The sequence below is a fragment of the Cohnella panacarvi Gsoil 349 genome (genome assembly GCF_000515335.1).
Taxonomy (GTDB): Bacteria; Bacillota; Bacilli; order Paenibacillales; family Paenibacillaceae; genus Cohnella; species Cohnella panacarvi.
This window is the reverse complement of record NZ_KI911563.1, coordinates 4,387,726-4,407,721: the sequence shown is the minus strand read 5'-3', so window position 1 is coordinate 4,407,721 and position 19,996 is coordinate 4,387,726. Positions and strand designations below refer to the sequence as shown.

19 protein-coding genes are annotated in these 19,996 nt (G+C 57.4%); 3 read left to right on the top strand and 16 right to left on the bottom strand.

The window, feature by feature from the left end; genetic code table 11:
• Positions 1 to 17: 17 nt before the first annotated feature.
• The 6 genes from COHPA_RS0121030 to COHPA_RS0121005 form a co-directional block, all read right to left on the bottom strand.
• A complete protein-coding gene (locus COHPA_RS0121030; RefSeq protein ID WP_027088124.1) occupies positions 18 to 938 on the bottom strand; it encodes an ABC transporter permease in 921 nt (306 codons plus the stop codon).
• Positions 935 to 1,807, bottom strand: a complete 873-nt coding sequence (locus tag COHPA_RS0121025; protein ID WP_027088123.1) for an ABC transporter permease subunit — start codon at positions 1,805 to 1,807, stop codon at positions 935 to 937. Before COHPA_RS0121025 ends, COHPA_RS0121030 begins: the two co-directional genes overlap by 4 nt.
• A 76-nt stretch (positions 1,808 to 1,883) precedes the next feature.
• Entirely contained in the window at positions 1,884 to 2,381 is a 498-nt protein-coding gene (locus COHPA_RS0121020; RefSeq protein WP_027088122.1) for a DNA-deoxyinosine glycosylase, read from the bottom strand.
• Between the two features lie 96 nt (positions 2,382 to 2,477).
• The gene (locus COHPA_RS0121015; RefSeq protein ID WP_027088121.1) at positions 2,478 to 3,308 is read right to left on the bottom strand and encodes a carbohydrate ABC transporter permease; all 831 of its coding nucleotides are present in this window, start codon (positions 3,306 to 3,308) and stop codon (positions 2,478 to 2,480) included.
• On the bottom strand, positions 3,308 to 4,186 hold the full coding sequence (locus tag COHPA_RS0121010) for a carbohydrate ABC transporter permease (protein WP_027088120.1): 879 nt from the start codon (positions 4,184 to 4,186) through the stop codon (positions 3,308 to 3,310). Before COHPA_RS0121010 ends, COHPA_RS0121015 begins: the two co-directional genes overlap by 1 nt.
• A gap of 71 nt (positions 4,187 to 4,257) precedes the next feature.
• Positions 4,258 to 5,655, bottom strand: a complete 1,398-nt coding sequence (locus COHPA_RS0121005) for an extracellular solute-binding protein (RefSeq protein WP_027088119.1) — start codon at positions 5,653 to 5,655, stop codon at positions 4,258 to 4,260.
• 204 nt (positions 5,656 to 5,859) lie between these two features.
• Here COHPA_RS0121005 and COHPA_RS0121000 point away from each other — a divergent pair, with 204 nt between their 5' ends.
• The 3 genes from COHPA_RS0121000 to COHPA_RS0120990 all read left to right on the top strand — a co-directional run bounded on the left by COHPA_RS0121000 (position 5,860) and on the right by COHPA_RS0120990 (position 8,413).
• Positions 5,860 to 6,582, top strand: coding sequence for an MBL fold metallo-hydrolase (locus tag COHPA_RS0121000; protein ID WP_027088118.1), 723 nt, complete (start codon positions 5,860 to 5,862; stop codon positions 6,580 to 6,582).
• Positions 6,579 to 7,142, top strand: coding sequence for a TetR-like C-terminal domain-containing protein (locus tag COHPA_RS0120995; RefSeq protein WP_027088117.1), 564 nt, complete (start codon positions 6,579 to 6,581; stop codon positions 7,140 to 7,142). The genes COHPA_RS0121000 and COHPA_RS0120995 overlap by 4 nt, the downstream gene beginning before the upstream one ends.
• 143 nt (positions 7,143 to 7,285) lie before the next feature.
• The gene (locus tag COHPA_RS0120990; RefSeq protein WP_027088116.1) at positions 7,286 to 8,413 is read left to right on the top strand and encodes an HD domain-containing phosphohydrolase; all 1,128 of its coding nucleotides are present in this window, start codon (positions 7,286 to 7,288) and stop codon (positions 8,411 to 8,413) included.
• Between the two features lie 64 nt (positions 8,414 to 8,477).
• On the opposite strand, the gene COHPA_RS0120985 is transcribed toward COHPA_RS0120990, so the two are convergent.
• The 10 genes from COHPA_RS0120985 to mobA form a co-directional block, all read right to left on the bottom strand.
• Positions 8,478 to 8,669: a DUF6954 family protein gene (locus tag COHPA_RS0120985; RefSeq protein ID WP_027088115.1), complete on the bottom strand. Its 192-nt coding sequence runs from the start codon at positions 8,667 to 8,669 to the stop codon at positions 8,478 to 8,480.
• 40 nt (positions 8,670 to 8,709) lie between these two features.
• Positions 8,710 to 9,336: a fumarylacetoacetate hydrolase family protein gene (locus tag COHPA_RS0120980; RefSeq protein ID WP_027088114.1), complete on the bottom strand. Its 627-nt coding sequence runs from the start codon at positions 9,334 to 9,336 to the stop codon at positions 8,710 to 8,712.
• Positions 9,336 to 10,178 carry a glycerophosphodiester phosphodiesterase gene (locus tag COHPA_RS0120975; protein ID WP_027088113.1) on the bottom strand — a complete coding sequence of 281 codons (843 nt, stop codon included), beginning with the start codon at positions 10,176 to 10,178 and terminating at the stop codon, positions 9,336 to 9,338. The genes COHPA_RS0120980 and COHPA_RS0120975 overlap by 1 nt, the downstream gene beginning before the upstream one ends.
• Positions 10,159 to 11,448 carry a CapA family protein gene (locus tag COHPA_RS0120970; protein ID WP_027088112.1) on the bottom strand — a complete coding sequence of 430 codons (1,290 nt, stop codon included), beginning with the start codon at positions 11,446 to 11,448 and terminating at the stop codon, positions 10,159 to 10,161. Before COHPA_RS0120970 ends, COHPA_RS0120975 begins: the two co-directional genes overlap by 20 nt.
• Before the next feature lie 121 nt (positions 11,449 to 11,569).
• Positions 11,570 to 13,147, bottom strand: coding sequence for a beta-N-acetylhexosaminidase (gene nagZ / locus COHPA_RS0120965; RefSeq protein WP_027088111.1), 1,578 nt, complete (start codon positions 13,145 to 13,147; stop codon positions 11,570 to 11,572).
• 37 nt (positions 13,148 to 13,184) lie between these two features.
• Complete coding sequence (locus tag COHPA_RS0120960) at positions 13,185 to 14,822, bottom strand: response regulator transcription factor (RefSeq protein ID WP_027088110.1); 1,638 nt, start codon at positions 14,820 to 14,822, stop codon at positions 13,185 to 13,187.
• Positions 14,794 to 16,695: a cache domain-containing sensor histidine kinase gene (locus COHPA_RS0120955; protein WP_027088109.1), complete on the bottom strand. Its 1,902-nt coding sequence runs from the start codon at positions 16,693 to 16,695 to the stop codon at positions 14,794 to 14,796. The genes COHPA_RS0120960 and COHPA_RS0120955 overlap by 29 nt, the downstream gene beginning before the upstream one ends.
• A gap of 205 nt (positions 16,696 to 16,900) precedes the next feature.
• Positions 16,901 to 17,428, bottom strand: coding sequence for a molybdopterin-guanine dinucleotide biosynthesis protein B (mobB, locus tag COHPA_RS23935; RefSeq protein ID WP_027088108.1), 528 nt, complete (start codon positions 17,426 to 17,428; stop codon positions 16,901 to 16,903).
• A 16-nt stretch (positions 17,429 to 17,444) separates the two neighbouring features.
• Positions 17,445 to 18,716 carry a molybdopterin molybdotransferase MoeA gene (locus COHPA_RS0120945; RefSeq protein ID WP_027088107.1) on the bottom strand — a complete coding sequence of 424 codons (1,272 nt, stop codon included), beginning with the start codon at positions 18,714 to 18,716 and terminating at the stop codon, positions 17,445 to 17,447.
• A 27-nt stretch (positions 18,717 to 18,743) separates the two neighbouring features.
• Positions 18,744 to 19,340: a molybdenum cofactor guanylyltransferase gene (gene mobA, locus COHPA_RS24675; protein ID WP_027088106.1), complete on the bottom strand. Its 597-nt coding sequence runs from the start codon at positions 19,338 to 19,340 to the stop codon at positions 18,744 to 18,746.
• Positions 19,341 to 19,996: the final 656 nt, after the last annotated feature.

Below are 19,996 nucleotides of genomic sequence, written 5' to 3'. Positions count from 1 at the left end.
CTTTTCCTGGTGTTGGATTAAATTTGAGCGAACTTAGCGTACTTTTTCTTGTACTGTTTCTCCAAGCCAACCGAAATGAGGTGGAAGCCGACGATGTACAAGACATATCCGATTAGCGGGACGAGCAATATCCATTGGTACACGTAGAACATGTTCCTAGCCTGACCGATCAGGCCGCTCCATTCGTTCGAACGGCTCATGTAAATCGGAGGCAGGAACGGATCGAGGTACCTGATCGTCCCGCCTACGAAAATATTGAATATCGCCAGTTGGCCGAACAACCCGAGCACGAGAACCGCTTCCTGCACGAACAAGATGACGACGTTCTCCTTCATGCTCGGATAAATATGGCGGCGTACGATCGCCCAAGGGCTTGCCCCGAGCGCTTTCGCCGATAACACGAACTGCTTCTCTCTCACGACCATCGCTTTCTCCTGAATCGTAACCGCGACGGAGGGAATGCCGATTATCGCCAGAACGACCGCCAATAGGGATGCCAAATATGCCGGAGAGACGCTTGGATTCATCGAGATTCCGACCATGATCATCCACGCGATGATGAACACCGGAATGCCGTTAAGCAAGCTCCATACGGAGAATTGGCCGGTGCTGCGTCCCTTCTTCTTGCCGTAATAACCGAGTATAAGTCCGATAATGCCTCCGACGAGCACGCGGACGAAGGCGATCGAGACGGATAATAAAATCGTGTATTTCGCGCCGTCCAACATTTTCGCCAGCATGTCGAAGCCTTGTTTGTCCGTACCGAGCGGGTATTCGCTTCCCGGAGCGGCCGGAGGCGCAACGACCGTGTTCTCTTCGGCAACGTAATGGATTTTCATTTGTTCGTCAACGCCGTGAGGAGAGAGATAGCGACCGAAAAGAGTGGCGAGAATCATGAGGACCGTAATCGTCAGTCCCGTCAGCAACGTCTTATTCATCTTGCGAACACCTTCTCCATGCCGAATAGCAATAATCGTTGCAAAGCGTACACGATGACATAGAGGACGAGCAACGCGACGATCCCGTTCACGACAAGCGAATATTGGTACCCCTCGTGCGCGAATGCGTTATTGAACACCATCATCGTTAATCCGCTAATGTTGTACAAATATTCGAAAATGAACAAATTCCCGAACATGATGCCCATAAATTTATGCAAGTCCGCTCTCATATAAGGCAGCACGTTCGGAAGCGCGTGGAAGAAGACGATGTACGACTTCCCGAGTCCGCGGGCTTTGGCATAGCTGATATAATCCTCGGATAGCGTATGGCCCATATGCATCGCAACGTTGCGGAGCATATAATTGGCCGGAATGATAATGGCAGAGATGAGCGGCAGCGCGATCGCCGGATCGTCCCTCGTGAGGCTGGCAACCTCGAAGACCAGCCAATCCGTTCTCGCATAAACATATACGATCAGGAACTGCAGCACGATGACGACGACGAAATCCGGCAGCACGCCCGTCAATTCTACGAATCTCTTCAACCCTTGGCGGCGGCTTACTCCGAAATAAATGCCGAGCATCATGCCGATCAACGTTCCGATTACGGCGCCGATCGACACGTAGAAGAATGTGGTACCGAAATTAGCGCCGATCTGCTCCCAGAACGACAGCTCGGTCTTACCCGCCAAATAGCGGAACGAATGACCGTTCCCGATGCCCGCGAAATAATCGCGAACGCTGGAGAAGCCTTCGCCCCAATGCAATCGGCGATCGGCTTGAAGCACGACCGGAAACATCGCGAACAGGAATACGAACAGCAATATTGCAGGTACGATCAAGGTGAGTTGTATTGCTCTCGGCATGCGCGCGCTTCCTTTCCGTCGGATATCAAAGCATTCAATTTCACTAGACTAGTATAGCTAACATCTACTTGCGTGCCTATTCCTTCATGATCTTCCATGCTTCGAGCCGGTCTGCAAGCCCGCGGTACTTGGGCGTCGGAATCGGACTTGTCGAAGGCAGCTTACGTACGCGCCGCCTAGCGACTTCCGGATGATCGCCGTAATGCTTCATCAGCTCGGCATGCGACTTCGTTCCGTTGCAGATGATCGTATGGACGTTCGGGAAGTCCTCAAGCAAACCCGGTATGTCGTTCGGTTCCACGTCCTTGATATCGCTGTCCAAGCTGCCGGGACGATCGCACGCCGCAATCGCGTCCCACAGCGCCACGCCGTGCTTAAGCGCGAACGCCAACCGATCCTCATAGGCCGGATCGGGCTCCCGATCCCCGAACACCGCGTACAGGATCCGCCACATATAGTTCCGCTCATTGCCGTAATATTGATGCGCTTTGAGCGATGCCGCGCCCGGCATGCTGCCAAGCACGAGCAGCCGCGAGCGCTCGTCGATGACCGGAGGAAAGCTGCGTACTCTCATCGGTTATTCGCCTCCTCGACTTGCCTTTGCCTCATATATAACACAAAAAGCGTCCATCCCCTAGCGGGAATGAACGCCAATCGACAACTCCTCGTTTTACCCTTTCAAACTTCCGGCCGTAAGCCCTTCGATGATCTGCTTCTGCAGCACGGAGTACAGGAGAAGAACCGGCACGACGCTGAACACGATGCCCGTGCTGATCAGGGCGTAGTTCGTCTGGTAGGCGTCCCTGAACCCGACCATGCCGGTCGGCAAAGTGCGAAGCGAATCCGTGCTGATGAAGAAGTAAGACAGCAAGTATTCGTTCCAGTTGCCGAGGAAGTTGATGATGAAGACGGTAACGAGCGCCGGAACGGTGAGCGGAAGAATAATCTTGAAGAACAGCCCCGCCGCGCCAAGTCCGTCCATAATCGCCGCTTCCTCCAGTTCGCCCGGAATCGACTTCATGAATGCCGCGACAAGCAGCACGCTGAAGGGGAGCGCGCCCGCGGTGTACGGGAGGAACAACGACCAGTGCGTGTTCAGTATCCCGAGCACGTCCACGAGCTTATATTGCGCGATGAACAAGACGTTGCCGGGAATCAGCATGGCAATCAGCACGATTCCGTAAATGAGCTTGCTGGACACGCTGAACTTCATCCGCGTAATCGCGAACGCCGTCGCCGCGGCCAAAAGCACGCCAACGACCGCGGAAGTCACCGCCAAGTACGCGCTATTGAAAAAGTAAGTGCCGATTTTCGCTTTCACCCATGCGTCCGAATAGTTCTGGAAATTCAACTCCGTCGGAAATCCGAACGGACTTTGCGAGATTTCGACGTTGTCCGTCTTGAGCGAAGAGAACAGAACGAATACGAAAGGGAACAAAATAATGGCGACATAGATCAGAAGTACGACGTGAGGCACCGAGTTTTTGAGCGATCTCGTCATCAGTATTCAATCCTTTCCGTCCGCCCGAACGTACGCTGGTAAATGAACGTAAGCACGAGAGCGAATGCGAAAATAATGAGGGCGAGCGCGGTACCGTAGCCATATTCGCCGTATTTCATCGCCTTGTTGACCATGTAGGAAGCCATGACTTCCGTCGAGCCGTAAGGACCGCCGTTCGTCATGACGAGCACGATATCGACGACGCGCATCGCGCCGGCGATGGAGAGCATGACGACGACCGAGATGATCGGCTTGATTAGCGGCACGGTCAAATACCAAGCGCGTTGCCTTGCGTTCGCGCCGTCGATGGCAGCCGCTTCGTCGATATCTTTCGGTATCGCCAAGATGGCCGCCAGAATCAATACAATATAAAAACCGACCCACTGCCAAGCGTTCGTAATCAGGATCGCGACCATGGCCCATTCGGATTCAGCCAGCCAATAGATCGGATCGATGCCGAACCAACCGAGGAAGTCCGTGATCGGTCCAATGTCCGGATCGTAGATAAACTGCCACAGAATGCCGATAACCGACGTGGACAGAATGGACGGCATGAATACCGTCGTCTTGTAAAAGCCCTTCAATCGTTTAACGTTGCTGATCAAGAGCGCGAAGATGATGATGACCGGCACCTGAATGCCGACGGAGAACACGATGAAATACATATTGTTAATGATCGCGGTGCGGAAGTTCGTATCCGAGAACGCGTTCTTAAAGTTGTCCAAGCCTACATATTCCGTTGCATCGAGCCCATTGTAATCCGTAAAGGCGAAGTAGACCGACGAAAACATGGGGTATAGGAAAAACAGCCCGTAGAGGACGAGTGTCGGCAGTACGAACATAATGTAGACAGCGGGATTTTTAAGTGTGCTTTTCATAGATCCTCCCCACTATTGGAGAAGGAGGCGCCACTCGCAGGCGGGTGGTGCCTCCTTGTCGGAATGCTGGCTTATTTCGTTTTGGCGTTCTCTGCTTCCTGCAGCTTTTGGATCGCGTCGCCGACTTGTTGGCCGGATGCTTTGCCGTCGATCAGCTTCTGCAGTTGAAGCTCGGTTTCGCTGTATACCGCTTTCTGAGCGATCGCGTCGAAGTGGACGAACGTCGTGCCCGCCGCTTTCATGACGTCAAGCACTTGCTTAACGACCGGATCCGTCACTTTGGCGAGCGATTCGTCGGACAGCTTCATCGAAGGAAGCACGCCGTCTTCAAGCAAGCCGCGAAGCTGCATTTCGTCGCTGTACAGGTTTTTGATGAAGCCTTTGACCGCGGCAAGCTCTTGATCGTTCAGATCGGAGGAGAAGCCGTAGCCGTTGGAATAGTTCGCGTTCAGGGACGTTTGGTCGCCCGCTGCGTTAGGCAATGCGGGAAGCGCCACGAAGCCTACTTTGCCGGCCATGGAAGCCGCCACCGCGCCTTCTTTGAAGGCGGAAGAACGCCAGGACCCGTCGAACATCATGCCGGCTTTGCCGGCCGCGAAGTCGTTGAGCATATCATCGTAGGATTTGCCGAGCTCGCCTTTCGTGAAGTAGCCCTTGCCCACCCAATCGCTGTAGAGGTCATAAGCCGCCACGACTTCAGGTTGGTTCCACTTCACTTCGCCGGTTACGATGCCGTTAGGGAAGCCGTTCGTATAGCGGCCGATTATCGTATTCACGAGCATGTTAGGTACCCAAGCCGCTTGGGAGCCCATCGCGAACGGCGTAATGCCTTTGCCTTTAAGCGCGTCGGCCGCTTTGATCAGATCGTCCCAAGTCGTCGGAGGGTTGAGGCCGTTCTGCGAGAACAGCTCCGTATTGTAGAATACGCCTTCCACGGAACCGCCGATCGGCAAGCCGTAGATTTTACCGTCAAGGGTGAATTGACCGAATACGTTAAGGAACTTGTCCTTGATGCCCAGCTCGTCAAGGATTGGAGTTAGATCCAGCAAGCGTCCCGCCTTCGCGTATTTCAGAGCGTCCGCGTTACCGCCGAACAAGTCGAAAATTTTGGGTTGGTTGCCGGCCGCCATTTCCGCAGGAAGCTTCGTGAAGCGGTTCGCCGCGTCCTCGACGCCGTCGAGCTCGAACTTCAACCCGGGAACCTCGGCTTCGGTTTTCTTAACGACGTCATCCAGGATCGCTTTGCGGAATTTCTGCGCATCGCCGATCTGAATGTGGCGAAGCGATACGGTGAAAGGCTCTGCTTCTTTGCTCGGTTCGGCGGACGGGGAAGCGGATTCGCTTGCCGGCGGCGCGCTGGACTCCGCTGCTTTGGACGGCTCGGAGCTGTTATTGTTGTTTCCGCAAGCTGCCAACAAGGTCGACATTGCCAATGCCGTCGTTAAAGCGAGTGTCAATTTTCTGTTCACGCGGTAGACCTCCCAAAATTTATAAGTTGTATGGCTTACAACTTTATTGTAAGAGCAGAACGGAGCGGCGTAAGGGAGTCAAACGGCTAAAGTAGGGATAAGATCATCTAGCTCGCGAACCAAAGAGAGGTGAAGTAGCCTCTTGCTTAAACTAATGTAATTAGTTATAATGTGAACATAGTTAGTTTATAAGGAGCGATGGATATGAAAATGATCCAATGGGGACCCGTCTCGCATTTGCCTTTCCTTCCGAGATTGTTTCCGATGGGCTGCACGCTCGTGAAGGAAGACGACGGCTTAACGCTTATCGACGCCTGCATGCCGCCGATGGCCAAGGCGATCGCCAAGGCGATCTCGCGGACAGGACTGCCGCTGGCGCGAATCGTCCTGACGCATGCGCACGGCGATCATATCGGCGCGGTTCCCGCGTTGAAGAAGCTATACCCCGATGCCGCCATCGGCATCTCCCGAAGGGACGCCTTATTGCTGAAAGGCGATCGCGGCTTGCTCCCGGGCGAACCGCAATCGCCCGTCCGAGGCGACGTGCCCAAGCAAGCGCCGTTCGCGCCCGACTTCCTGATCGAGGACGGAGATCGGATCGGCTCACTCGTCGCGATCGCCGCGTCAGGCCATACGCCAGGCCATATGGCGTTCATGGAGACGAGAACGAATACGATCATCGTAGGAGACGCCTTCTCGACGAAGGGCGGTATTGCCGTATCGGGTCATATGAAGCTAAGCTTCCCATTCCCGGCTCTCGCCACATGGCACGGCCCGACCGCGATCGAAAGCGCGCGCAAGCTGGCTGCGCTTCAGCCTGCAAGGCTCGTCGTCGGCCATGGTTCCCACGTGGAGCATCCCGTAACGGCCATGAACGACGCGATCGCCGCCGCCGAGCGTTATTGGCAGAAGAAGGCGGCCCTATGAGAGCGGGCATTAAGCCGGATGCCGTGATCGCCGCCGCTGCCGAAATCGCCGACCTCGGCGGCTGGAACGACGTTACGCCGTCGAACGTTGCCGCTAGGTTAGGCATTAAGACCCCGTCCCTATACAACCATATCTCGGGACAGGACGATCTGCGGCAGAGGCTCGCCGTGCACGCTTCGCGCCAGTTGCTAGAGCGGATGATCGATGCGGCCGTCGGTCAATCGGGTAAAACCGCGATCGTGAACGTCGGCTCGGCTTACGTACGATTCGTGCGCGAGCATCCCGGCTTATACGAGGCGACCTATCGCGTCGGCATGCCGAGACCGCCGGAATACGAACAGATCGCGCAAGATATTCTTCGACTCTTATATCGTCTGCTAGAGCCTTTCCGGTTAACGGACGAGGAAGCCGTGCATGCGGTCAGAGGGCTGCGCAGCCTGCTGCACGGCTTTGCTTCGCTCGAAGCGTCAGGCGGGTTCCAGATGCCCGTGGACAAAGACGCGAGCTTGACCCGCATTATCTCTCGCTATATGGACGGATTTCATCCCGAGGACCTCTAAAACCGCCGATATCCGCGCGTTCGAATCCTTCCACGGAAGGATCAGCGCGCGGTTTTTGAAGCCTTTTATCCTAAAATAGGAAGGATTTCGACAGCTTTCAGCGAATTAATGAGAGTGCAACGTAGAAGGAGTGAGTGTCTCTCATGGCAAAAGCCGAGCTGTCGCCGGAACAATTACTAAAAATTATTTTCGAATATACAGCCAAAATCGCGGGGGAAAACAACCTGAACTCCGTGCTCATTCTCATGGCGAACATGGGAAGGGAGATGATCCTGTCCGACCGATGCACGGTGTGGCTGATCGACGACGTTCGCAAAGAGCTGTATACGACAGTCGCTCACGGCGTCAAAGAAATTCGAATTCCGTACGGCACCGGCTTCGTCGGCTCCTCGATCATGAGCGGCGAACCGCTCATCATCAAGGATGCCTATAACGATCCGAGGCACAACAGGGACAACGACATCAGAACCGGTTATCATACGAAATCCGTCATTACGGTGCCGTTCACGAACAACGACGGCGAAATCATCGGAGCGTACCAAGCGATCAACAAAATGACGGAAGTCGACTACTTCACGACGAGAGACCTGGAGCTCCTGTCGCTCGCCGCATCGTATGCCGGCAAGTCGCTCGAATCCGTCATGCTTCACCAGGAGATCATCAACACGCAACGCGAGATTATATCGACGATGGGCGAAGTCGGCGAGATCCGATCCAAGGAAACCGGAAACCACGTCAAACGCGTTGCCGAATATTCCTACGTGCTGGCGCTCGGGCTCGGGCTGCCCATCGAGCAAGCCGAGCTGCTGCGCACCGCTTCCCCGATGCACGACATCGGCAAAGTCGCCATTCCGGATGCCGTGCTGAACAAGCCAGGCAAGCTGACCGAAGAAGAGCACGACATCATTAAGTCGCATACCAAGATCGGCTATCAACTGCTGCGAGGCTCGAAGCGCGAGCTGCTGCGCACCGCCGCCATCGTCGCGGAGCAGCACCATGAGAAATGGGACGGAACCGGATACCCTTCCGGACGCAAAGGAGAAGATATTCACCTGTTCGGCCGCATTACCGCGGTCGCGGACGTCTTCGACGCGCTAAGCGCCGAGCGCGTCTACAAAGCGGCTTGGCCGCTCGATAGGATCGAGAATTTGTTCCGCGAGGAACGCGGGCGGCACTTCGATCCCGCGATCATCGACGTCTTTTTCCAAGAGCTGCCGAAGCTGCTGGAAATACGCGAGCGTCTGACGGATCCTCCCGAGCAACATGGATAATGCAAAGGCTGCCTGACGGCGATTCGATTCCGTGAATCGATCCCGCGAGGCAGCCTTTATTCATTCAGATCCGGTATTTGGGGCGCAAGAAAGCAAAATGAGCGAATACGAGCACGATCACGATGACGATGACGACGACCGCCGTCCATACCCGCTCCCCTAGCGTCCCGTCCGCGAATAAGAGCGGACCGGCGCCGAAGACGAACACCGCCAAGTATAACGCGGCGAATACCGCGTTAATAAGCCATCTCACCATCTAACCCCCATTCCTTAAGGACGCTCTTGCCGCGAAGCGGCTAACCTTCCGTCTTTACGGTTGCCCGCCCGAGCTCATCTTCATTCCACCAAACTTCAAGCTCGTCGCCATCCGATAAAGCGCCAACGCCGGCCGGTGTCCCCGTGAATAGAAGGTCGCCGGCTCCAAGCCCATAAGCGCTTCCCGTGAAATCGATCAATCGCTGCAACCCGAACACCATATCCTGCATGAGTCCCCGTTGCGCTTCCGCTCCGTTAAGGCGGAGTCCGAACGCATGGGCGGACACGTTGTCCAGTCCCGGGTAATCGAGCCACCGTCCGAGAACCGCGGAGTTGCGGAATCCTTTGGCCGGCAGCCATGGAAGCCCCTTCTTCTTGATCGTCTCCTGTACGTCCCGCAGCGTGAGATCGAGACCGACCGTGAAATGCGTAATTAAATCGTCGGGGCGCATGCCCGGTTCATAAGCGCGGCCGACGGCGAACACGAGCTCGGCTTCGTAGTGCACCGCTCCCTGGCCCGTCGGGATAACGAGCGAACCGCTCTCCATCGAGGCGATCGCATGCGTCGGCTTCGTGAAAAGCATCGGCGAAGCAGGAACTTCGTTGCCAAGCTCCTCCGCATGCAGCCGGTAGTTGCGTCCAACGCAATAGATGTTGCGAATGTCCATTAATGACCCTCTCCTTCTCTAGTTGCCGCATGCCAGCGGTCCGGATAGTTCGTACAGATTTGGAAGGGCTCGTTCCTGCGCGACAACTTGGCCAGATCTTTACGCGAATTAACGGTCCAGACCATCACCTCGATACCCGCTTCGGCCGTTCGCCGAAGCAGCTCGGTCGTCATGTGGGTATAGCCGATCGACAGCGTCGTCGCTCCAAGCCCAATGACTCTAGCCGTCAAATCCGCGGGACTGTCGTCGATAATGAGCCCGAGCTTGATCGACGCGTCATACTCGCGAACCGCCTTCAGAAGCTCCGGACGGAACGAAGTGATCACCGTATCCCGAGCCATTCCTTCGGCCTTAATCGCGTCCACTGTCCGACGGGCAAGGCTCCTCTTCGTCTCCTCGTCGGCCCGATCGTCCCCTTTGAGCTCGACGTTAAGCTTGCATCTCCCGGCCGCAAGCTTAAGCACTTGCCCGAGCGTCGGCACGCCTTCGTCGGCGAAGGAACGATGGAACCAGCTGCCCGCATCCAGTAGACCGAGCTGCTCGGCCGTATAATCCCGCACGTTGCCCTGCCCGTTCGTCGTCCGCTTGAGCGTGCTGTCGTGAATGACGACGGGAACGTCGTCCCGCGACAGATGCACGTCGAGCTCCATCCATCCGACGTACGGCTTGGACAGCGCGAGCTTGAACGCGGCCATCGTGTTCTCCGGCGCCTGACCGGAGAAACCGCGATGCGCGACGCACGGATGCAGCCTCTCGCGCTCTTCGGCGTTAAGCTCCTTCCCGGGTTTGTGGGTCTTCAACCCGATTACTCTCCTGATCGCTTTACGGACCGATTGCCACAATCGTGCCATCCTCCTCTATTGCAGCCGCGAAGGAAATGCTCGACAAGCGCGCCAGCAGCGCTTTGCCCGTCTCGGCGTCCATCGGCTTGGGTTGAGCCAGCTTCGCGATCATCGGGGCGAAATGCAGCGAGCATTCGCCGCCTGTCTTACACGTCGCGGTCAATATTCCGGTCTCCGCCGTCGTTGGCGGAGACATTCCCGGGAACACGAAGTTGCCCAAACTATAAGCGATCCACTTGCCTTTGTAGGATTCAAAGCCCTGAAGCACGTGCGGATGACTCCCGACGACGAGATCCGCTCCCGCGTCGATGAGCGCGCGGGCCAGCGACTGCTGCTGCTTGACCGGCATATCCTCCCTTTCTTTTCCCCAATGGACCATAACGACCACGACGTCCGCGTTGCCGCGGGCTTCCTTAACCGCCGCCACGGCCCGTTCGAACGAATAGGCTTCCGCCAAACCCGGATGCTTGCGGTCCGCTTTCCATTCGACCTTCGGAACGACTTGCGTCAACCCGACGAAAGCGACGTTCTTGCCGCCCGCTTCCACGTAAGCCGGCGTGAACGCCTCGATATCGTCGTTGCCGGAGCCGGCATGCCGGATACCCGCTTCGTCGAGCGCGTCCATCGTATCGCTCAGCCCTTCCCAACCATAATCCATCGTATGGTTATTCGCTAGCGATAAGAAGTCGAACCCCGCCTCCTTGATCGGAACGAGCGCTTCCTGCGGGCCGCGATAGACGTATTCCTTGTTCTGCTCCGGCGTTCCCCGCTTCGTAATCGAGGATTCGAGGTTGCCGGCGGTTATATCCGCCGCCGTAAGCAGGCGGCTTGTCTCGCGGAACGGATAATCGAAGCCGTACTGATTCATATAATCGAGCACGCGCGCCGCCGGCAGAATATCGCCGACGAGCGCGATCGTCACGGTATCGCGGCCAGGGTCCGCCTGGCCCTCCTCTCCTCCGCCGGGCGGTACGCCATCGTTGACGACGTCGTCTTCGTCTTCCGTTGCATCGCTCGGCTCCGCCTTGTCAGGCGCGCTTGCTTCCTCCGTCGGCCGTTCTCCCGCCTCTGCGGAAGGCGAGCCCGATACGATCGGATCTGTCTTTGCCTGGCTGCCGCTTGCGCCGTCGTCCTTCTGACCAAGCCAGATGAACGCCGCCGCCCCGACGATGCATACGAGCATCGCCAGGTTCATCGCCAACAACCGACGCGTCCGCCTGCCCCGCCGCTGCCTTCTCTTATCGTTCGTTCGCGTTCGCGAATAGGTCATCGTGCGATTTCCTCCAAATCCGCTTTCTCCCTGCCCGTATTATACAGGATGCGTCGCAAAAAGACGATTGGCGTCAAGACCCATAAGGATCCGTACGCCAATCGTCCCAATGAGGTTCGATTTATGGAAGGGGATATCGTCCGATCGTAACCGGTTGCTTCGCTCTCATACGAATATCGCCTGCAAGCACGCCCGCGAGCGCGGTCATCATCGCCGGTTTGTTCTCGTAACAGCAAATGTAGATCGGGGCCTCCGGCGCCTGCAGCAGATCGTATGGCGTCCGCATCGCCGCCCACGCGAACGCATAGCTCGTATCCGAGGCGAGCTCCCGGATCAACGCCGTCTGCGATTCGGAGAAGCAGGCGTCGTAAGAAGCGAATACGACAGTATCGCTGCCCGCGGCCGCCGAGCGCGCGGCTTCCGCTTCCTCGGCCGTCGGGTTCAGTCCGACCCGAAGCTCCTGCACGAGGTAACCTCTGGCTTTAAGCGCCGCGCCAAGCGTCCATGACTGCTCGATGACTTCGACGACTTCGGTGGCGACGCGCGCTTCCGTCCAGACGACGAGCGTGCGGCCGGCTTTGGACAGCGGCAATGCTTCTTTGCCCTTGACGACCGTGACAGCCGCCTCGCTAAGCTCGTTCCTGACTCGCTCCGCGCGAACCGCGTCAGCTTGCGGCTTCACGCCGCCGAACAGGCCTCGAAGCTGCTTCAACGCCCAAATCCGCTTCGCCGATTGCTCGATGCGCGATAACGGAATTTCGCCCGTCAGCACCGCTTCATGCACCGCCTCGAGCGCCGTGGTCTGCCGTACGAACCTATGGCTGACGAGCACGAGATCCGCGCCCGCTTTGACCGCCTCGACGGCGCCGCGCGCGACGCCGATCGTCTCCGATATCGCGTTCATCTCCAGGCAGTCCGTCACGATTACGCCCGAATAGCCGAGTTGCTCGCGCAGCAAGCCGGTCAGTATCCTGCGCGACAGCGTCGCGGGCACTCGGTCCGGCTCGAATGCCGGGAACACGACGTGCGCGGTCATGATCGCGTCGACGCCCTGCGCGATCGCCTCGCGGAACGGCGCGAGCTCGACCGCGTTCAGCCGGTCGACGGCGTGCGGCACGACGGGAAGCTCATGGTGGGAATCCGCCGACGTATCGCCGTGTCCCGGAAAATGCTTCGCCACCGCGCTTATGCCGCCCTCGCCGTAGCCTTTGATCGCGGCGATGCCCATGCGGGCGGCAAGAGCCGGATTCTCGCCGTACGAACGAACGCCGATTACCGGGTTAAGCGGGTTGTTGTTCACGTCCAGGCAAGGCGCGAAGTTCATGTTGATGCCGATGCCGCGCAGCTCGGCTCCCGACAGCTTAGCCGCTTCGCGAGTTAAGTCCGGATCGTTCGCGGCGCCTTGCGCCATCGCGCCCGGCATGACGGTCACGCCATCCTCGAGCCGCACGACCATTCCACCTTCTTGATCGATGGCGATGAACAGCGGAGTTGCCGAGAGCTCCTGCAGCTTGGAAGACAACGCTTCGACTTGCTTCGCGTCGCGAAGATTGCGGCGGAAGTAGATGATCCCCCCGATGCCGTATTCCGTTACTAACGCTTCGATTTCGGCGGACGGCTCGGCGCCCTCGAATCCGCACATGAAGAGCTGACCGATCTTTTCTTTCAAGCTAAGCTGGTCAAAACCGGCAGATGCCATTTATTGGTTTCCCCCTACTATACGGTTCGTCATCGTCTTATTCTCGCTGCTGCAACGCCCACGCCGGAACGTCCGCTTCGCCCGACTGATTCTGGTGCCTGTCGCGGAACTCGGACGGCAGCATTCCCGTGTACTTGCTGAACACTCTCGTAAAATATCTGCGCTCGACGTAACCGACCATTTGGCCGATCTGGGTGACGCTCTTGTCGCTAAGCGCAAGCAGCGATTTCGCCATCTCCATCCGTTGCTTCGTTACGTATTCCACGAACGTCTCGCCGACGTGCTGCTTGAACAGCAGGCTGAAATAACTCCCGCTGATGCCGAGATAATCGGCAAGCGCGTCGATGCTCAGCTCGGAAGACAAATTCCGTTCGATGTAGTCTTTCGCGGACAGCATGAGCACGTCGCTCGTCTTCTTCTTCATGACGCTGTCCAGCGACAGGTCGACGAGCTTGTTAATGACCGACAGCGTCTCCCGAATGCCTTGATTGCGGTCGATCTGGCGCCAGATGGCCGCCTCCTCTTCCTTCGTCATCACGTCCATCCCGCGCATCTCGCGAAGCAGATGAATGCATAGATAATGGAGGATCGGCGCGATTCGTTCGAACGAGGCCTCGGGCAGCATGCGGAAGCTTTCGTTCAGCTCCTTGAGCGCGGATTCGGTCCGGCGCCGGTCGCAGCGTTTGAGGCCCGTAACCATCTCCTCGATGCGGTCCCACAGTTGCTCCGGCGTATCTAACCCGCCTCGCGCTTTCTCCGAAAGCACGACGCTGGCCGTGGCGTTCTGGAACAAGTTGAGCGAACGCTGCAAGCTTTTGTACGTGCGCGCAAGCTGCTCGAGCGATACCGGCGACGGATGCAGCGCGACTCGGATCGTCAGCTTCAAGTAGCTTTCGACCGCTTGCCGCAGCTGTTCGCCCCACTGGATGCAGCGCTGGCGCTCGAACGTCTCCGGCGGAAGCGTCTCGACGAGCACGCACCATTCCCCGCTCCTTACTTGCAGCACGGAGCTGGCTACCCCGAAAGAAACCATATTCTCCTGCAGCAGATTGTGGATCGCGAAGTTCCAGAGCTTGCGCTCCTTCTCCTCCCATGTGCGTTCCTTCTTCGTGTAATCGGCGACGTCGACGAGCATCATCGCGAAGCTCAGCGAGCTTTCGTCCAGCTCGTGCAGTTTCGCGAACGGCTTCGTGGAGCCTCCGCCTAAGTCGACCAAGCGGTCGTACAATATTTTCTCGTAGGCGAGATGAAACACTTGCTTCCATTCCTGCTGGATGGTGATCTGCTCGACGCTGCGTTCCCGGATGCCGTCCGCGAGCCGCGAGATCGTCTTCTCGAGCTCCTCGTAATCGATCGGCTTCAGAATGTAATCCTTCACTTCGTATCTCATGACCGAGCGAACGTAGTTGAAATCTTGATATCCGGTCAGCATAATGACCTCGGCGTCCGGGTCGAACTCGCGAAGCGCGCCAAGAAACTCGATACCGTCCATGACGGGCATCCGGATGTCGCACAAGATCAACTGCGGCCGATGCTCCCGCGCGATGTCCAGCGCAAACTGCCCGTTCTTCGCCGTGCCGATCACTTCGATATCGAGCGAGTCCCAAGGGATGACGAGCTGAAGGTTCTTCAGAATATTGATCTCGTCATCGACCAACAACGCCTTTAGTTTCATCGTCCTCGTTCCCCCTTGCGGCCTTAGGTATGATGCACTTGATCGTCGTTCCTTGCCGCGGCGCGCTGCACACGATCAAGCCGTATCCGTTGCCGTAATGGATACGCAGCCGGTCGGCGACGTTGCCGAAACCGAGTCCCCGGCGTTCCCCCGTCTCCGGAGATTCTTCATGCCGGTCTTCGAACGAAGAGATCGCGTTCTCCGTAAGCGACGCCATCCGATCATTGGACATGCCGATGCCGTTGTCCTCGATGTAGATCGCGATGTTTCGCCCTTCTTCGCGCGCCCTCACTTGAATACGGCCCATGTAATCGATCCCTTCGAAGCCGTGCTGGATGCTGTTCTCGACGAGCGGCTGCAGCGTAAGCTTCAAGATCGAATTCCCTAGCAGCTCCCCGGGGATGTCGATCTCGTATTCGAACAGTTCTTCGAACCGGTACTTCTGAATTTCGAGATAGCTGGTCAAGTGTTCGAGCTCCTGCTCGATGTTGATCTCTTCTTTCTGCTGAATGCTGATACGGAATATGTTCGCCAGCCGCTGCACCATCCTGCTCACTTTGCGGCCCTCGTTCTGCACGGCGAGTATGTTGATCGATTCCAGCGCGTTGAACAGAAAATGCGGCTTGATCTGCGCTTGAAGCAGCATCATCTCGGCTTTGCGTATGCGGCGCTGCTCTTGCTTCACGTCGCTTAACAGCTCCGACACCCGAATAACTAGACTATTGAAGCCTCTCGCCAGAATCGACGTCTCGTCCTGTCCGATAACCGGAACGCGGGTGGACAGATCGCCCCGCTCCACTTGGCGCATCGCCCGGACGACGCGCACGATGAACGTGACGATACGGCGTACGAACATCAGGTTGAACATGAGCGCGAGCAACAGCGTAATCGCCGTAACGATGACCATCCACCGGAGCACGACGATCATATCGCCGGACAAGTAAGACCAGGAAGTGACCATGACAAGCTTCCAATCTCCTACGCCTAGCCGCTCCAGTTGCAGGTCTTGCACCGACACCAAGCTTTTGTCGCCGTCGAAGTCGAGCGTTCGGGTCTGATACTCGTTCCCGTTAATATCGATGCCTTTAACGGTGTCGACTAAGCTGCCGATGGATTCCCCTTGCGCTGTGCCCCGATTATCGAATACGACTTTTCCGTCGCGTCCGACGATGAGGTATCGCCGGTCCGCGCTGCCTTGGCTGTTATAGAAGCTGAAAATGCGCGAAAGCTCGTTCATCTGGAACCGAGTGACCAATATGCCCCTGCTCGTCAACGTATCGACGTCCAGCAGCACGCGGATTTGAGTAAAAAGGTTGTTCTTGCCGTTCAACACGGGATCTTCGTTCGGACCGATCCATACGGGCGCCCCATACTTGCGCAGCACTTCCGGGTAAATCGGGTTCGACTCCAAGTCCTGTCTGTCGATCGGCGTCTCTTTGCCGAAGTTGACGTTCACGTTCCGCCCGTCGTTGCGGTACAGCGTTACGGACTGAATACCCGGATACGTGAGGAGAACGCGCTGGCGCAGCCTTTCCTTCTCCTGCAGCTCTTGGTACGACACGTTGGCGTCCATTTCGGTTGCCGACATCGTCGCGTCGTCCGTCGCCGTCGGTTCGTCCCTTGTGCCGTCGATCGACTGCTCGACCGATTCCACGCTGTCTTCCGTCGTCACCCAGAAGTCCGAGAAGTAGTTCGCTTCCTTGATCATGTTATGGATGTTGCGGCCGATCGCTTTCAGCGTGAGTTCGGTCTGCTCCGCGTATTTCTCTTGGGTCACGTTCTGAAAGACGAGATAAGAAACGCTGCCGAGCACGAACAATGGAGCGATAATAAAAGCTAAAAATGCCGCGAAAATGCGTTTGCCTAAGCTCATCCGTCGAAGCCCGTCCTCTCGCGTAAGTTGCTCTCATTATAACAGGAGGAGGCACCGGTGAAGAGATCGCAAGCGTGCCTATCGCTTACTTCCCATTATAGAGAGGATGCGAGGCGGCAATAAGTCTTCATTCCGATAATCGGGGGATAAAAATAACTTGTTAGGGCATTAAAAATCGCCTGCTCCGGTAGGAGAGGCGATCGATTTAGGACGTGCGCGCGATGGCGGCCGAGACCCATGCATCTATAAAGTCGAGCATACCGTCGAGATTCGCGTTCTCGGTTAAGTATAACGGCAGCTTTGAGGCGCGGACGGCTTCTTCAAGCCGGTCGTTCCGCCGCCGTAACGCCGCGGCGACGATATTCGGAAGAGTTAGCAGCTCGGCGTCCGCCTCGTCCCGCAGCAGGACGACTTTCGGATAAGCGGCGTCCTTGAAGCCTTCGACGATTACCGCGTCTAGCGGATGCCGGCGCATTGCGTCCAGCAGGTCTTCGAGCGGCGTCTGGCGCTCCACCGTCCATGCCGTTCGCGCGGGCGAAGTAATCGCCGTCGCGAACGCGCCGGCTTCGCGGTGCTTCCAGCTGTCCGTCCCCGGAACGTCCGGCTCGAACTCGTGCGCGTCGTGCTTAATCGTGCCGACAAGGCGGCCTCCGGCGCTTAATCGGCGGACGACGGCGGTTGCGAGCGTCGTTTTGCCCGAGTTTTTGTAGCCTGCGATTTGCAAGACGACCATAGTCGGCCTCCTCCATCTAGGATAATCGCCATGCCGTGACGAGCTGACCCGCTTCAAGACCTGCCTTGAGCGGCGGAATTTCGATGAGACAGTCGGCTCCGACGATCGTCGTCATTAAGCTGGACTTGTCATCTCCGGTCGGGAATACGTTCACCGTTCCGGCTTCGAGCTGCGTACGGCCGCGAATGTAACGCCGATAAGCATTGACTTTCGGGAACGGTACGCCCAGGCGCGCTTGGAAGCTTGCCGCATAAGGGTCTTGAACGCGAAGCATGCGCTTGATGACCGGCAACGCGAACAGATGGAACCCGACGAAGCAAGCGCCCGGATTGCCAGATAGCGCGATGATGAGCTTGTTGTGTATCGTTGCCGCGGACGTCGGGCTGCCGGGTCGCATCGCGACTTTATTGAACAGCAGCCGGACGTCGGCTTGCGCGAGCACATCGACCATGACGTCGTAATCGCCGACCGATACGCCGCCAGTCGTAAGCAGCAAATCGCATTGCGGCAGCGTCCGGCGGATGATCGCCTCCGTCTCCGCGCGATCGTCCGTCGCCGTCCCGAGCACGAGCGGTTCCGCCCCGGCCTCCCGGATCATCGCCGCGAGCATCGGCACGTTGCTGTTGCGGATTTTGGCCGGTTCCAGCGGTTGATCTACGCCGAGCAGCTCGTTGCCCGTAGCCAATATCGCGACCCGCGGCCGACGGACGACCGCAACGACGGCTTGTCCGCATGCCGCGAGCAGCGCGCTCTCCCCGGCTTGGACGATGCTTCCGGCCGGCAACAGTAGCTCTCCGCTCCGCATCTCGCAGCCGATATCGGCTACGTTCAAGCCGGACGCGATAGGCTTGGCAATATGCACGAAACCATGCTCTCCATCTTCGCGCGTGTCCGCGGTCGTCGTAGTCGCTTCGAGCATGACGACGGCGTCGGCGCCGTCCGGCACCATGCCGCCGGTCATGATTCTCGCGGCTTGCCCTTCGCCGATCATTCGCGCGGGCTCCACGCCGCAAGGCAACTCTTCGACGACGATCAGCGTTACCGGACGTTCGGGAGTCGCATCGCGGAGATCGGCTGCGCGAACCGCATATCCGTCCATGCCGGATCTGCGGAACGGCGGGAAAGGGTGCGGTGCCGCGAGCGGCTCCGCCAACCTTCTCCCCCATGCCTCGAATAAGGGGACATGCTCTATGGACAGGGGGTTCGCCTGTTCGAGAACTAACCGCTGGGCTTCCTCCGGCTGAAGCGTATGCCGTCGGAACCGATCGGATAGGGTGTCGTTATGCATCGTTACCGCTCCTTCATCGAGGTTCCGCTAACTTCGTAATCGGCCGTATTGCTCGGGAGTATCGATATCGTCGGCGAATCGGGCCGATATTCCTTGGGCTCCGAAGTCGCTTGATTCCAAGCCGATCCAATCGATTCTATCTAGTAGCGACAGCAATTTGCGCTCTCCGGAAGCGAGCAGCCGCCCGGCGATCTCGCTCGTCTCTGCTCGATAAAGGGCATGCAGCGGCTGGGGGCGGCCATCGATGATCGGGAGCGCCGCTTGATGGCCTCCATCGCGCATTCGCTCCAGCAGAAGCCGGGCCGCATTCGCGTCGATCAGCGGCTGGTCGCAGCCGATCACCCAGGCGAACGGTTTGGTCGTCTCTTGGAGCCCCGCATGCAAACCCGCCAGCGGCCCTTCGCCCGCATAGCGGTCGAGGATGACGCGAACGTCGGCTGGGACGCTTAACTCGGCAGCGCGGCTCGCGTCGTTAACGACGACGATTCGCTCTTCCGCCCATTCGCCAGCCAATCTCAGCTGCCGATCGATGAACCGTTCGCCGTCCAGCGCGAGGTGCGCCTTGTTGACGTAGCCCATGCGCCGGCCTTGTCCTCCGGCTAGAATTACCGCCGCGATGGTCATCGGTCCGCCCCCCTCTCTCTGCCTGTCCTTTATAACGATATCCCCTTCGCTCAGGAGAGAAAAATAGTGTCACCGCGCGTGCTTATTTCGGACTAATGCCTCAGTTGGAGCGATTTAGTGTCACCGCGCGTGCTTATTTCGGATTAATGCTCCGGTTGGAGCGATTTAGTGTCACCACGTGTGCTTATTTCGGACTAATGCTCCGGATGGTGCGATTTAGTGTCACCACGTGTGCTTATTTCGGACTAATGCTCCGGTTGGAGCGATTTAGTGTCACAACGTGTGCTTATTTCGGACTAATGCCCCGGATGGGGCGATTTAGTGTCACCGCGCGTGCTTATTTCGGATTAATGCTCCGGTTGGAGCGATTTAGTGTCACCGCGTGCGCTTATTTCGGACTAATGCTCCGATTGAAGCGATTTAGTGTCACCGCGTGCGCTTATTTCGGACTAATGCTCCGATTGAAGCGATTTAGTGTCACCGCGTGTGCTTATTTCGGATTAATGCACCGATTGAAGCGATTTAGTGTCACCACGTGTGCTTATTTCGGATTAATGCTCCGGTTGGAGCGATTTAGTGTCACCACGTGTGCTTATTTCGGATTAATGCTCCGGATGGTGCGATTTAGTGTCACAACGTGTGCTTATTTCGGACTA

Excerpts from the sequence above, each read along its gene's own strand:
- COHPA_RS0120955 (WP_027088109.1), bottom strand. The coding sequence starts at position 16,695 with ATGAGCTTAGGCAAACGCATTTTCGCGGCATTTTTAGCTTTTATTATC.
- COHPA_RS0121010 (WP_027088120.1), bottom strand. The coding sequence starts at position 4,186 with ATGAAAAGCACACTTAAAAATCCCGCTGTCTACATTATGTTCGTACTG.
- COHPA_RS0120960 (WP_027088110.1), bottom strand. The coding sequence starts at position 14,822 with ATGAAACTAAAGGCGTTGTTGGTCGATGACGAGATCAATATTCTGAAG.
- COHPA_RS0120980 (WP_027088114.1), bottom strand. The coding sequence starts at position 9,336 with ATGGACATTCGCAACATCTATTGCGTTGGACGCAACTACCGGCTGCAT.
- COHPA_RS0121025 (WP_027088123.1), bottom strand. The coding sequence starts at position 1,807 with ATGCCGAGAGCAATACAACTCACCTTGATCGTACCTGCAATATTGCTG.
- COHPA_RS0120945 (WP_027088107.1), bottom strand. The coding sequence starts at position 18,716 with ATGCATAACGACACCCTATCCGATCGGTTCCGACGGCATACGCTTCAG.
- COHPA_RS0121000 (WP_027088118.1), top strand. The coding sequence starts at position 5,860 with ATGAAAATGATCCAATGGGGACCCGTCTCGCATTTGCCTTTCCTTCCG.
- COHPA_RS0120970 (WP_027088112.1), bottom strand. The coding sequence starts at position 11,448 with ATGACCTATTCGCGAACGCGAACGAACGATAAGAGAAGGCAGCGGCGG.
- COHPA_RS0120990 (WP_027088116.1), top strand. The coding sequence starts at position 7,286 with ATGGCAAAAGCCGAGCTGTCGCCGGAACAATTACTAAAAATTATTTTC.
- COHPA_RS0121020 (WP_027088122.1), bottom strand. The coding sequence starts at position 2,381 with ATGAGAGTACGCAGCTTTCCTCCGGTCATCGACGAGCGCTCGCGGCTG.
- COHPA_RS0121030 (WP_027088124.1), bottom strand. The coding sequence starts at position 938 with ATGAATAAGACGTTGCTGACGGGACTGACGATTACGGTCCTCATGATT.
- nagZ (WP_027088111.1), bottom strand. The coding sequence starts at position 13,147 with ATGGCATCTGCCGGTTTTGACCAGCTTAGCTTGAAAGAAAAGATCGGT.
- COHPA_RS0120985 (WP_027088115.1), bottom strand. The coding sequence starts at position 8,669 with ATGGTGAGATGGCTTATTAACGCGGTATTCGCCGCGTTATACTTGGCG.
- mobA (WP_027088106.1), bottom strand. The coding sequence starts at position 19,340 with ATGACCATCGCGGCGGTAATTCTAGCCGGAGGACAAGGCCGGCGCATG.
- COHPA_RS0121015 (WP_027088121.1), bottom strand. The coding sequence starts at position 3,308 with ATGACGAGATCGCTCAAAAACTCGGTGCCTCACGTCGTACTTCTGATC.
- COHPA_RS0120995 (WP_027088117.1), top strand. The coding sequence starts at position 6,579 with ATGAGAGCGGGCATTAAGCCGGATGCCGTGATCGCCGCCGCTGCCGAA.
- mobB (WP_027088108.1), bottom strand. The coding sequence starts at position 17,428 with ATGGTCGTCTTGCAAATCGCAGGCTACAAAAACTCGGGCAAAACGACG.